The sequence below is a fragment of the Streptomyces sp. NPDC001373 genome, from assembly GCF_042895815.1.
In the GTDB taxonomy this organism is placed as follows: domain Bacteria; phylum Actinomycetota; class Actinomycetes; order Streptomycetales; family Streptomycetaceae; genus Streptomyces.
The window spans coordinates 59,381-71,693 of record NZ_JBIAWQ010000003.1; the positions used below are offsets into that span (position 1 = coordinate 59,381).

Sequence of the window (12,313 nt, forward strand, 5' to 3'; positions counted from 1 at the left end):
CCCCGGTTCAGGCTCCGAGCCCGTACCCCTGGAGCCCTTTGCGCAGGGCGCGCAGGGCGTAGTGCGTGCGGGATTTGACCGTGCCGGCCGGAATGCCCAGCTCCGCCGCGGCCTCGGCCACCGAGCGGTCCTGGAAGTAGACCTGCATCAGTACGTCGCGGTGCTCCCGCCCCAGGCTGCCGACCGCCCGGCGCACGTCGATCGCCGTGACCGATCCCGCCACCGCGTCCTCCGGCGCGGGCGCCTGCTCCAGGCCGTCGGGTTCGACCTCCTGGGGCCGGGACATCCGGGCCCGCCGGGCGTCGATCGCCAGCCGCCGGGCCACGGTGAACAGCCAGGGCCGCATGGACTCGTGCCCGGTCGCCAGCACCTCGGGGTGCTGCCAGACCCGGACGAGGGTCTCCTGTACGAGGTCCTCGGCACGCTGCGCGTCCCCTGCGGTGAGGCCGAGCAGGAAGCCGAACAGGGCCCGCCCGTGCTCCCGCTGAAGTGCGGCGAGCGCCTCGGGTTCCGTGCGCTGGAGAGTGGGGGAGGGCGGCACGTCAGTGGCTCCTTCCGGATCCGCGGGGCGGGCGACGGAGGCTTCGGGGAGGGGCCCGCCGGGGTCTTCGTGGTCCGTCTGCACCCACCCTCACCTGCGCCGAGCCACCCGGGAACCGTCCGGCGCCGGCGTTGCGCCCAAGCACCCGGGTGACCCGGTGGGCGGCCGCGCCGGACGACGAACGGTTGAACGGCGCGCCGAACGGCCGGGGCCGCCGGAGTGAGGCGGGGGCGGGCGGACGGCGCCGTTCCTTGACTTGCGGCGGCCTCTCTTATGGATTCGTAGGGATTGCAGATAATCCGATCATCCACTCAAGGAGAGCCGGGTCAGATGACCAAGCGCACCCGCAGGGGACTGGCCCTGCTGTCGGCCGCCCTGCTGTCCGCCGTGGCCGCCGGCTGTTCCGGCAGCGGCCACCCCGCCCCCGCCCGGCTCGGCTCCAGCGCCGCCGGCGCGCCCGCCGCGGCGGCCGGATCCGCCCCGCCCGCCACCCCCGCCCGCGGCTTCACCCTCGTCGCCAGCGGCGACGTCCTCCCGCACACCTCGATCATCCAGCGGGCGGCGGCCGACGCGGGCGGCGAGGGGTACGACTTCCGGCCGATGTTCTCCGCGGTCAAACCGCTCGTCTCGGCGGCCGACCTGGCCTTGTGCCACATGGAGACCATCTATGGGGACGACGACGGCCCCTTCAGCGGCTACCCCGCCTTCGTCTCCCCGCCCACGGTGGCCGACGCCCTCAAGGACGCCGGGTACGACGGCTGCTCCACCGCCTCCAACCACACCCTGGACGACGGCGCCGAGGGCATCAAGCGCACCCTCGACCGCTTCGACAAGGTAGGCCTCGGCCACGCCGGCTCCGCCCGCACGGCCGCGGAGGCCGCCCGGACCACCCTCTACACGGCCGGCTCCGCCAAGGTCGCCCACCTCGCCTACACCTACGACACCAACGGCTACCCGATGCCCGACGGTCAGCCGTGGGCGGTCGACCTGATGCGCCAGGACGAGATCGTCGCCGATGCGCGGGCGGCCCGGAAGGCGGGCGCGGACGTGGTCCTCGTCAGCCTCCACTGGGGCACCGAGTGGCAGACCGAACCCGACGAGACCCAGCTCTCGCTCGGCAGGGCCCTCACCGCCTCGCAGACCGCCGGCCGCCCCGACATCGACATGATCCTGGGCACCCACGCCCACATCCCGCAGGCCTACGAGAAGGTCAACGGGACCTGGATCGTCTACGGCATGGGCGACCAGGTCGCCGGCGAGATGTTCAACCACACCGGCGCCCGCGACATGCGCGGCAACTACGGCTCCGTCGGCCGCTTCACCTTCGCCCCGCCCGCCGCCCCCGGGCAGCGCTGGCAGGTCGCTAAGGCCGAGTTCGTGCCGCAGATGATGGACCTCTCCGCCGGCCGGATCGTCAACCTCCCCGCCGCCCTCGCCCAGGACCCCGGCAACGCCGAGTACGAGAGCGCCCAGGACGCCGTCACCGAGGCCGTCCTCAGCCGTGACGCCGCCAGGGACGGCCTCACGCGCGCCCGGTAGCCCGGCCCGCGAGGACGGGCGCGCGGCTCAGGGCACCACCGTGACCGGCCAGCGGCCCGCCTTCACCAGCCGCACCGCCACCGAGCCGACGAGGCGGTGGCCGGCCCGCTCCGAGGCACCGACCACCACCGCGTCCGCCTTCAGCTCGTCCGCGGCGTCCACCAGCCCGGCGAACGGGTCGCCGCGGAAGGTGTGGAACTCCCACCGCACCTCGAAGACCCCCCGGAGCCGCTCCGCCGAGGCGCGGATCTCGGCCACGATCTCCTCCGCCACCTCCCCGGTCGCCTCCGCCACCGGCGCGCCCAGGGCGGCCCCGGCCGCCATCACCGGCTGCACGTACACCAGCGCCAGCAGCGCGTTCTGCCGCCGGGCCAGGCCCGCCGCGTAGGCCGCCGCCCGCAGGGAGGACTCCGAGCCGTCCACCCCCGCGAGGATGACCTTCGGCCCGTCCGTGCCCCGTTCGAATGCCGTACCCGCGTGCTCCGTCACCCTGCCGAGGCTATCCCGTTCGCCGCGCGCGGCGACGCGGCCCTCCCTACAGTGCATGGCATGAGTGCCACGCTGGAGCAGACCCGCGGTGCCCGCGGTGTCCGCGGCAGGTTCCTGAACCGGGTCCCGGACGCCTTCGGGGCGTTCTTCGGAACGCTCGGCCTGCTGTGCACGCTGCTGGCACTCTCCCCGGTGCTGCGGGGACTGCTGCGCCCCGTGGTGCACTTCCTCGACGACTTCGTCGTACCGGTCAGCGAGAACCTCGCGTACGCCGTCTTCCTCTTCCTGCTCGCCGCCGCGCTCGGCATCCGCAAGAAGATCGCCTGGTGGATCGTCGTCACCTATCTGGCCCTGCTGATCCTCGTCGACGTCCTGATCATCGCGGGCGGGGACCTCTGGGTCGGCGGCCTGTCCATGGCCCTTGCCGTCGCCGCCCTCATCGTGCTCATCGCCGCCCGCAAGGAGTTCTACGCCGCCTCCCGCCCCGGCGCCGTCTGGCGCGCCCTGCTCGTCCTGGGCCTCGGGCTGCTCGCCGCCGTCCTCCTCGGCTGGGCCCTCGTGGCGCTGTTCCCCGGCACCCTGCCCGAGGGCCAATGGCTGGACTGGGCCGCCAAACAGGTCTTCGGCGGGCTCTTCTCCGCCCGGCAGTTCGACGGCCGCCCGCCCCGCTTCCTCTATTTCCTCCTCGGCCTCTTCGGCGCCCTCGCCCTGCTGAACGCCGCCGCCACCCTCTTCCGCTCCCAGCGCCTGACCGCCGCCCTCCACGGGGACGAGGAACCCCGCATCCGCGCCCTGCTCGGCGCCTACGGCCGCGCCGACTCCCTCGGCTACTTCGCCACCCGGCGCGACAAGGCCGTCGTCTTCGCCCCCAACGGCAAGGCCGCAGTCACCTACCGCGTCGAGGCCGGCGTCTGCCTCGCCAGCGGCGACCCGGTCGGCGACCCCGGCGCCTGGACCCCCGCCATCGACGCCTGGCTCGCCGTGGCCCGCCGCTACGGCTGGCAGCCCGCCGTCATGGGCGCCTCCGAGGACGGCGCGACCGCCTACGCCCGCTCCGGGCTCAGCGCCCTCCAACTCGGCGACGAGGCCATCCTGCACGTCGCCCACTTCGACCTCGACGGCCGCGACATGCGCGTCACCCGGCAGGCCGTCAACCGGGTCAGACGCACCGGCGCCACCACCCTGATCCGCCGCCACTCGGCCCTGACCGACGAGGAGATGCAGAGGATCGTCGACCGGGCCGACCACTGGCGCGACACCGAGACCGAACGCGGCTTCTCCATGGCCCTGGACCGGCTCGGCGACCCCGCCGACGGGGACTGCCTGCTCGTGGAGGCCTTCGACGCCCAGGGCGAGCTGATCGCCCTGCTCTCCTTCGTCCCCTGGGGCAAGGACGGCATCTCCCTCGACCTGATGCGCCGCGACCGCGCCGCCCCCAACGGGGTCATGGAGTTCATGGTGGCCCAGCTCTGCGCGGCCGCCCCCGGCCTCGGCGTACGCCGGATCTCACTCAACTTCGCCGTGTTCCGCTCCGCCTTCGAGGAGGGCGGGCGGATCGGCGCCGGCCCGGTGCTCAAGCTCTGGCGGAGGCTGCTGCTGTTCTTCTCCCGCTGGTGGCAGCTGGAGGCCCTCTACCGCTCCAACGTCAAGTACGGACCCGAGTGGTACCCCCGCTTCCTCTGCTACCAGGACGCCGGCTCCCTCGCCCGGGTCAGCCTCGCCTCCGGCATCGCCGAGGGCTTCGTCTCCGTGCCCAGCCTGCGCAAACTGTGGGGCAAGGGCCACCAGCCCAGGGGCCTCACCGCCCCCGCCGACACCGCCGGGCTGCCCTCCATCGACTCCCTCGGCCTGGACCTCGTGCAGGAGGGGGTGCGCGAGGCCGCCGAGCGCCTGCCCGAGCAGGTCCGGGTCCGCCACGCCAAGCTGGAGCGGATCCGCGCGGCCGGCACCGACCCCTACCCCGTCGGGATCCGGCAGCGCTCCCACACCGCCGCCCGGCTCAAGGCCGAACACCCCGGCCCGCTCCCCTCCGGCGCCCGCACGGGCGAACCGGTCGTGCTCGCCGGCCGGGTGATGGTCGTGCGCGACCTCGGCGGAGCCGTCTTCGCCGTCCTGCGCGACTGGACCGGCGACGTCCAGCTGATGTTCACCCGAGACGAATCCGGGCCGGGCGTACTGGACTCCTTCACCTCCCAGGTCGACTTCGGCGACCACGTGGTGGCCGCCGGGACCGCCGCCGCCAGCCTCAGCGGAGAGCTGTCCGTCCTCGTCGACTCCTGGCAGCTCACCGGCAAGTGCCTGCGCCCCCTCCCGGACAAGCGCAAGGGCCTGGCCGACCCGGAGGCCCGGGTCCGCCGCCGCTACCTCGACCTGGTCGCCAGCCCCGACGCGCGCGACGTCGTACGGGCCCGCTCCAGCGCCGTGCAGGCGCTGCGCCAGGGACTCCTGGACCGCGGCTACCTCGAGGTCGAGACCCCGATGCTCCAGCAGATCCACGGCGGCGCCAACGCCCGCCCCTTCCGGACCCACATCAACGCCTACGACCTCGACCTCTACCTGCGCATCGCGCCCGAGCTCTACCTCAAGCGGCTGTGCGTCGGCGGCATGGAGAAGGTCTTCGAGATGGGCCGCACCTTCCGCAACGAGGGCGTCTCCTACAAGCACAACCCCGAGTTCACGATGCTGGAGGCCTACCAAGCCTTCGCCGACTACGACGTGATGCTCGATCTCACCCGCGAGCTGATCCAGGGCGCCGCCACCGCCGCCTTCGGCTCGCCCGTCGCCCACAAGGCGGGCCCCGACGGCAAGCTCGTCGTCCACGACATCTCCGGTCCCTGGCCGGTCAAGACCATGTACGGGGCCATCAGCGAGGCCCTCGGCGAGGAGGTCGACGCCGACACCGAGGAGTACCGGCTGCGCGTCCTGTGCGACCGGGCCGGCGTCCCGCACGGACCGGAGGACACCCGGGGCGACGTGGTCCTGGAGATGTACGAGCGCCTCGTGGAGGAGCGGACGAAACTCCCCACCTTCTACAAGGACTTCCCGACCGACGTCTCCCCGCTCACCCGGCAGCACCGCAGGGACCCCCGGCTCGCCGAGCGCTGGGACCTCGTGGCCTTCGGCACCGAACTGGGCACCGCCTACTCCGAGCTCACCGACCCCGTGGAGCAGCGCCGGCGGCTCACCGCCCAGTCCCTGCTGGCGGCGGGCGGCGACCCGGAGGCGATGGAACTCGACAACGACTTCCTCGACGCCCTGGAGTACGCCATGCCGCCCACCGGCGGGCTGGGCATCGGGGTCGACCGGCTGGTCATGTTCCTCACGGGTCTGACGATCCGCGAGACGCTGCCGTTCCCGCTGGTGCGCCAGGGCTGACCGGGCCGCCCGGCGGGCGGCTGGTCCGAGCGGGTGAGGGGAACGGGGCGCGTCCGCGCCTCTCGACATCTTCGGCGATGTCGTTGATACGTAGTAATAATGACAAATGACGAGCCGACAGTAGGGCGGCGCGTGCTCCTGCGCACCGCCGTCTTCCTCGGAATCGCCGCCGCCTCCTCCGGTCTGCTCGGCAGGGGCGAGGACGGCTCACCGGCCGGTCCGCCCGGTTCACCCGCCCCCGGCGCCCCCGCGCCGGCCGGCGGACCGGGCACCGGGGCCGCCGGAGCGCCGGGCCTGCGCCCGGAGGGGCTGCCCGACGCGTCCTACCGGCTGAAGCCGATGACGGCCGAGGCCCCTGCGAAGCCGCCCGCCGTGAAGCCCGCCGTCCGCACCCGGCCCATCCTGGAGCTGCCCCAGGGAGCGGCCGCCGGTGCCAGGGCCATGGTGCTCACCTTCGACGACGGCCCCGACCCGCGCTACACCCCGTCGATCCTGGACACCCTCGCCCGGTACGGGGTCCGCGCGATGTTCTTCGTCTGCGGGGAGATGGCCACCGACAACCGCGACCTCCTGCGCCGGATGGCCGCCGAGGGGCACGTCATCGGCAACCACACCTGGACGCACCCGCTCATCCCCAAGCTCGGCCGGTCCGCGCTGGAGCAGGAGATCGGGCGTACGAGCGAGGTCGTCGAGCAGGCCGTGGGGCAGCCCCCGCAGTGGTTCCGGGCCCCCTACGGGGCGTGGAACCGGGCCGCGTTCGAGATCGGGGCCGACCTGGGGATGGAGCCGCTGGCCTGGACGGTGGACAGCCTCGACTGGACGGAGCCGGGTACCACCAGCATCGTCTCCCGGGTCCTGGACGGGGCCGCCCCGAACGTGATCGTGCTGAACCACGACGCCGGCGGCAACCGGTCGCAGAGCGTCCGGGCGCTGGAGACGTACCTGCCCCAGCTGCTGGCCCGCGGCTACCGGATGACCCTCCCGGTGCTGCCACCGCGCTGAGGCCGCGGGCCCGTGCGCGGGCCGGGGGCCGCCGGCGGGCCGCCGCGCGGGGGCGGCGGCCGCCGGACGGAACCGGCGAAACGTTTGTTCAGCGGGCCTCCACCATCCGCGCGAAGACGACCACGTTGCCGTCGTAGCCCTTGGCCTTCGAGTAGCCGCCACCGCAGGTGATCACCCGCAGCTCCGGGTGCCCGGTGTCCCCGTAGACCCGCGCTCCGGGGAAGGCGTCCTTCGCGAACACCTCCACCCCGTACACCTCGAAGACGGCCGTCCGGCCGTCGTAGCGCTCCACCTCGATGTGGTTGCCCGGCTTGAGCGAGCCCAGGCCGTAGAAGACCGCCGGGCCCTGCGCGTTGTCCACGTGGCCCACGATCACCGCCGACCCCTGCTGGCCCGGCGAGATGCCGTTGAGGTACCAGCCCGCCAGGTTGCGGTCCTGCGGCGGCGGGGCGTCGATCCAGCCCTGCGCGTCCAGGCCGACCGTCATCACCGGCGCGTCCACGTTGATCGTCGGAATCCGGATGCGCTGGACCGACGAGTGGTCCAGCACCTCCATGTCCGCGGGCGGCGTGGGCGCGTCGGCCGGTTGCCGGTCGGCCCGTGCGGCCACGGCCGCGGCGGCGGTGGGCTGCGGCGGTCCGTCCTCCACGTTCGCCCCGTTCCGCATCATGGCGAGGCCGCTGAGCAGTGCCAGTGCGAGCACGCCCCAAGGGGAGCGTCTCCTCGGCCGCTGCTCGGTCTCGTCCTCGAGCATGGCTCTCCCTTCCCGACGCGGGGGTCCCGACCCGCGTTCCAGTCCCTCCCCTGTACGCCCTTCTTCCCGCACGCTAAGGGCGGAAGGGCGGGACGGCGATCGGGGAGGGGCGAACGGGTGGTGCCGCCGGACGGGGTGCGGCCATCCAGGTAATCATCACATAAATGCCTGACGGCTCGTGACCTGCGGATCCGTCAGATGCGCCCGACCTGCTTCGGCGTGTCGCTCAACCGGGCGGCCCAAGGGCGGAAATGCGCTGGCTGCGCGCCGCCGGGAGGGTTCGTGATGGGAGGCGTTCTCGTCGATCTGCCCGGGCCACCGCTCCGGGGCGCTCTCCCGCTGGAGGTTCCACCATGCGTGCTTTCCGCGCTCTCACCGTGACCGCGGCCGCCTGTGCCGCGCTCGGGCTCAGTGCCCCGTTCGCCACCGCGAACAACCCGAACGGCGGCGGCAACGGGCCGAGCAACGTCACGGTCAACCCGTACTCCGTCCACCAGGGCGCCTCGATGCAGGTCAGCGCGGCCGGCTGCGGCCACGGCGGCACGGTCTGGTCCCACGGCAACTTTCCGCAGACCAACCTGTCGGCCGGCTCCATCGGCTTCGCGACCGTCCGGATCTTCAACCACGCCTCTCCCGGCCACCACACCCTGTCGGTCAAGTGCCACGACAACAGCCTCGTCGCCACGCACCGCTTCACGATCCTGCCGGGCAACGGAGCCCAGGGCGGCCTCGGCGGCTCCTTCGGCCCGTCCACCGCCGAGACGGCCATCGGAGCGGGCCTGGTCGGTGCCGCGGCGCTCGGCGCGGGCGTGCACGTGGTGCGCCGCCGCCGTCCGGCCGCCGCCCGCAGCTGACGCGCTCCGGTGGTGCACGGCGTCGCCTCCCGGGCCCGGCCGCGTCCGCGGGGGCCCGGGCGGGGTCAGTGGCCGCGGGTCGCGCGGCGCCGGCGCAGGGCGTACGCCGTGCCGCCCACGGCGGCGGCGAAGAGGGAGGCGCCCACGGCGAGTTCGAGCGGGTCGGCCCCGGCGATGCTGCCGCCGAGCCCGCCGCGGACGCCGAGCGTGGCGGTGGTCGCGCGGGGGGCGGTGGTCGCGCGGGCCGGCGGTGTGGTCCGGGCGGGCTGGGTGGTGCGGACGGGCTGTGTGGTCTGGACGGGCTGTGTGGTGCGGGTCGGCGGTGTGGTGCGCGCGGGCACGGTGGTGCGCGTCGGCGGCGTGGTGAAGGGCGGCGGCCTCAGGCCCGTACCGGTCGTGGCGGTCGGGGAGGGTGTGCGCCGGGGTCCGGAGGTGGAGCTGGTGCTGGGCATCGTCGTCCCGCCGGAGATGGTGAGGTCGGCGGAGCCGTTCTCCCCGTTGCAGGTGAAGGTGACCGAGTAGAGGGCTCCCGGCCGGGCGTCGCGGTCGACCCGGACCTCGACGGTCTTGCCCCGCTCGATGGTCACGGTGTCGAAGACCCCGGACGAGGCGGTGGCGAAGGCGGCGGCGCAGTTGCTGACGGAGAGGGTGACCGTGCCGCCCGGTGCGACCGTCGAGGGGGTGACGGCGAAGGCGAAGGAGGTGACGGGCGCCGCCTCGGCTGCGAGGGCGACGGGCGCGCCGAAGGCGCCGAGGGCGAGGGCGAGGCCCGCGGCGCCGGCGCTCAGCAGGGTGGTGGCGGAGCTGCGTATCGCACCCATGGTCGCGTTCCTCCGGATCTCCGAGGCGCAGTCGCGCAGCGTTTCCGCACGTGTGGGGTCGTGCGCCTCGATGTCCGCCACGCTAGGTCCCGGCCCGGTGACCCGCGATCAGGGACGGGCGAATGGGGCACGGCCGTAGGCCGAACCGGGGACGGGACTCCCTCCCGCGGTTTGGCGGGCGGCCCGGCCGTGCCCCGTCCGCTCAGCTCTTCAGGCCGAGATGCGGGAACTGGGAGAGGAAGGGCTCGGCGGTGGCCGCGACCCCTCGTCCGAAGGGCGCGTCGAAGTCCCAGATCAGGAACAGCAGGAAGGCGATCAGCGCACTGAACAGGCCGGCGAGCAGCAGCTCGCGGAAGGAGCGGCGGATCTGCAGGGTGAAGATCATTCCGACGGTCACCAGGGCCCCGGCGATCAGCCCGAACCACACCACCCCGGGCATGGTGGCCCCGGCGCTCTCCCCCCGCGCGTTGCGGGCGTCGTCCACCAGCGCGACCTGGTCGACCAGGGGCTGGTAGGCCTGTCCCTCGTGGTCGGTCTGCGGCTCGTAGTCGGTCACGTCGCGGCGGATCTTCTCCAGCAGCTCCGCGCTCCGGTCGGTGAGCTCGTTCTGCTGGGACATGTGCGCCCATTCCGTGTCGACCACGTAGGTCACGTACGCGTCGACGTCGGAGCGGATCCTCTTGCGCACCTCGGCCGGGTAGACCTCGGAGCGGACGCTGATCTCGTGCAGGGCCTGGGACTCCTGGCGCACGTACTCCTGGGCGGCCCCGCGGCCCTCCCAGACGCCCGCGATCGCGAGGCCCAGGACGATCGCGTAGATCACCCCGATCATCATCGTCATGTACTCGATGACGTCCGGGGTCTCGTCCGGATCGTCGTCCTCGGTGATCCTGCGGTGGTTGAAGAAGGCGATGGACAGCACCACGGCACAGGCCGCGGCCATCGCGAGTGACAGGACGAGCCATTCCGACAAGACGACTCCCAATCGGTGGGGCGGGTGGCGATCGGAGGGCACCGGCGGACCGCCGCGCGGTGGGCGGTGGGCGGTGGGCGCGGACTAGCGCGGGCGCAGCGCGACGATCGCGAGCACGGCGGGCGCGGCGGTCATGAGGGTGAACGTGACCGGTGAGATGTGGTGTTCGAGCGGTTTGCGCGAGGCGGTGTGGTACGCGGGCCGGGGCACCTTGGCCTTCGGCGCGGGCGGTTTCGGCGCGGGGGAGGGCGGCGGAGGGGGCGCGGGCCGTGGCGGGGGAGGCGCGGGCGCCGCCTGGACGCGGGGCGCGGGAGGCTGCGGCGTGGGCGGCCGGGGTGCGGGCGGCGCGGGCTCCGGCGGCTCCGGGGCCGGTGGCGGGGGAGGGGGCGGCGTCGGGGTGGGCCTGGGCGGCGGGGTCGGCTTGGGCGGGGTCGGTGTGGGGGTCGGGGTGGGCGTGGGGGTGGGCTTCGGGGGACACGGCGGGGGAGGGGGCGGCGGGCAGTGGTGCTCGTGCCCGTGGCCGCGTCCCTTGTCGTGGCCGCGGCCCTTCCCGGGCCGGCCGTCGTGATGTCCGCCACCCACGGAGACCGCGCTCCCGCCGCTGCCTGCGTACGCGTACACCTCGACGGAGACCGATCCGTCCCCGGCGGCGATGGTCGCGTAGGCGCAGCTATCGGCCACGGCCGGAGTGGTCGACAGGGTCGCCCACAGCAGGACCGGGACCGCCAGCAGGCGTCTGGCTAAGGCTCTGTTCACCCGGCGAGCATGGGGTCGCGCGCGCCCGCGTACGTGGGACCCGGGAACGGTTCGCCCGAACGGGCGGATCTTGGACAGGTGAGGTTTGAGACAGAATCTGATCGCTTGTGATTGAACGTTGGTCAATTCCCCAAAGGCACTTGTCGGTTTCCGCGGTGCTGGTGGCGGCCCCTGGTCACCTTTGGTGTGTGACCAAGAACGGACCGGCAATTTCCGCTTTTGCTCGCCCTGTTGGGCAATGATCAGTACATTCGGCTCGGACAGGAGTCCGACCCCCGGGCGGACCAGGTACGAACACGACACGACAACGGCTTGGAGACCCCGATGGAACGCCCCGCCTGGGCCCCGCCAGGCATCGACATATCGGTGCCGAGCGTGTCCCGTATCTACGATTACTACCTGGGCGGCTCCCACAATTTCGAGGTCGACCGGCAGGCCGCCCGCCGGGCCATGGAATTCATGCCGGGCCTCCCCAAGATCATGCAGGCCAACCGGGCCTTCATGCGCCGCACCGTCCGCCACGCCGTCGCCGAGGGCATCACCCAGTTCCTCGACATCGGCTCCGGCATCCCCACCTTCGGCAACGTCCACGAGATCGCCCGCGCCGCCACCCCCGAGGCACGCGTCGTCTACGTCGACCACGACCCGGTCGCCGTCGCGCACAGCCGGGCCGTCCTGGCCGGCGACGACCGCACCGGCGTGGTCGCCGCCGATCTGCGCAAGCCCCAGGACATCCTGGCCGCCACCGAGGTCCGCCGGCTGCTGGACCTGGAGCGGCCCGTCGCCCTGATGCTGGTCGCCGTCCTGCACTTCCTGGAGGACACCGACGAGCCGTACGCCGCCGTGGCGGAGCTGCGCGACGCCCTGGCCCCGGGCAGCATGCTGATCCTCACCCACGCCTCCTACGAGGGCATCCCGCTCAGAGAGGAGGTCGCCGCGGGGACCGTCGGCGTCTACCGCGACATCCGCAACCCGCTGGTCATGCGCGGCCACGAGGAGATCGCCGGCTTCTTCGACGGCTTCGTGCTGCTGGAGCCGGGGCTCGTCTCCATGCCCGACTGGCGCCCCGAGCGCACCGGGCAGCTCGCGGAGGGCGAGACCCCCGAGGACCCGTATGCCTTCTCGGGCTTCGGCGGCGTGGGACGCAAGGCGTGAGACTCCCCGCTCCGACGCCCCCGCCCGCGACCCCCGGCCAGGACCACCCGGCGG

At 73.5% G+C, this 12,313-nt stretch carries 11 protein-coding genes; 5 read left to right on the plus strand and 6 right to left on the minus strand.

Translation table 11 applies throughout. From position 1 onward, the window contains the following. Nucleotides 1-7: 7 nt before the first annotated feature. Nucleotides 8-541 (minus strand): sigma-70 family RNA polymerase sigma factor, encoded by a 534-nt coding sequence (locus tag ACFY15_RS08490; protein WP_390686995.1) that lies wholly within the window; start codon nt 539-541, stop codon nt 8-10. Between the two features lie 330 nt (nt 542-871). On the opposite strand from ACFY15_RS08490, the gene ACFY15_RS08495 reads away from it, so the two are divergent. After that, a complete protein-coding gene (locus ACFY15_RS08495; protein WP_390825226.1) occupies nt 872-2,080 on the plus strand; it encodes a CapA family protein in 1,209 nt (402 codons plus the stop codon). Between the two features lie 27 nt (nt 2,081-2,107). Here the strand turns inward: ACFY15_RS08495 and ACFY15_RS08500 are convergent, their stop codons facing one another. Further along, nucleotides 2,108-2,569 carry a universal stress protein gene (locus ACFY15_RS08500; protein ID WP_390686997.1) on the minus strand — a complete coding sequence of 154 codons (462 nt, stop codon included), beginning with the start codon at nt 2,567-2,569 and terminating at the stop codon, nt 2,108-2,110. Between the two features lie 60 nt (nt 2,570-2,629). Here ACFY15_RS08500 and lysX point away from each other — a divergent pair, with 60 nt between their 5' ends. Together lysX and ACFY15_RS08510 are read left to right on the plus strand one after the other, a co-directional pair. After that, a complete protein-coding gene (lysX, locus tag ACFY15_RS08505) occupies nt 2,630-5,944 on the plus strand; it encodes a bifunctional lysylphosphatidylglycerol synthetase/lysine--tRNA ligase LysX (protein WP_390825227.1) in 3,315 nt (1,104 codons plus the stop codon). Nucleotides 5,945-6,043: 99 nt separating this feature from the next. Continuing rightward, nucleotides 6,044-6,946, plus strand: coding sequence for a polysaccharide deacetylase family protein (locus tag ACFY15_RS08510; RefSeq protein WP_390825228.1), 903 nt, complete (start codon nt 6,044-6,046; stop codon nt 6,944-6,946). An 88-nt stretch (nt 6,947-7,034) separates the two neighbouring features. Here the strand turns inward: ACFY15_RS08510 and ACFY15_RS08515 are convergent, their stop codons facing one another. After that, nucleotides 7,035-7,700: a class F sortase gene (locus tag ACFY15_RS08515; protein ID WP_390687000.1), complete on the minus strand. Its 666-nt coding sequence runs from the start codon at nt 7,698-7,700 to the stop codon at nt 7,035-7,037. Between the two features lie 353 nt (nt 7,701-8,053). Between ACFY15_RS08515 and ACFY15_RS08520 the strand changes: the two genes are divergently transcribed. Further along, on the plus strand, nt 8,054-8,554 hold the full coding sequence (locus tag ACFY15_RS08520) for a hypothetical protein (RefSeq protein ID WP_390687001.1): 501 nt from the start codon (nt 8,054-8,056) through the stop codon (nt 8,552-8,554). A gap of 65 nt (nt 8,555-8,619) precedes the next feature. On the opposite strand, the gene ACFY15_RS08525 is transcribed toward ACFY15_RS08520, so the two are convergent. The 3 genes from ACFY15_RS08525 to ACFY15_RS08535 form a co-directional block, all read right to left on the minus strand. Next, on the minus strand, nt 8,620-9,375 hold the full coding sequence (locus ACFY15_RS08525; RefSeq protein ID WP_390825229.1) for a hypothetical protein: 756 nt from the start codon (nt 9,373-9,375) through the stop codon (nt 8,620-8,622). Between the two features lie 202 nt (nt 9,376-9,577). Next, entirely contained in the window at nt 9,578-10,348 is a 771-nt protein-coding gene (locus ACFY15_RS08530) for a hypothetical protein (protein WP_390687003.1), read from the minus strand. An 84-nt stretch (nt 10,349-10,432) separates the two neighbouring features. Continuing rightward, nucleotides 10,433-11,104 carry a hypothetical protein gene (locus ACFY15_RS08535; protein ID WP_390825230.1) on the minus strand — a complete coding sequence of 224 codons (672 nt, stop codon included), beginning with the start codon at nt 11,102-11,104 and terminating at the stop codon, nt 10,433-10,435. A gap of 324 nt (nt 11,105-11,428) precedes the next feature. Between ACFY15_RS08535 and ACFY15_RS08540 the strand changes: the two genes are divergently transcribed. Next, nucleotides 11,429-12,259, plus strand: coding sequence for an SAM-dependent methyltransferase (locus ACFY15_RS08540; RefSeq protein ID WP_390825231.1), 831 nt, complete (start codon nt 11,429-11,431; stop codon nt 12,257-12,259). The last annotated feature ends 54 nt before the right edge of the window (nt 12,260-12,313 follow it).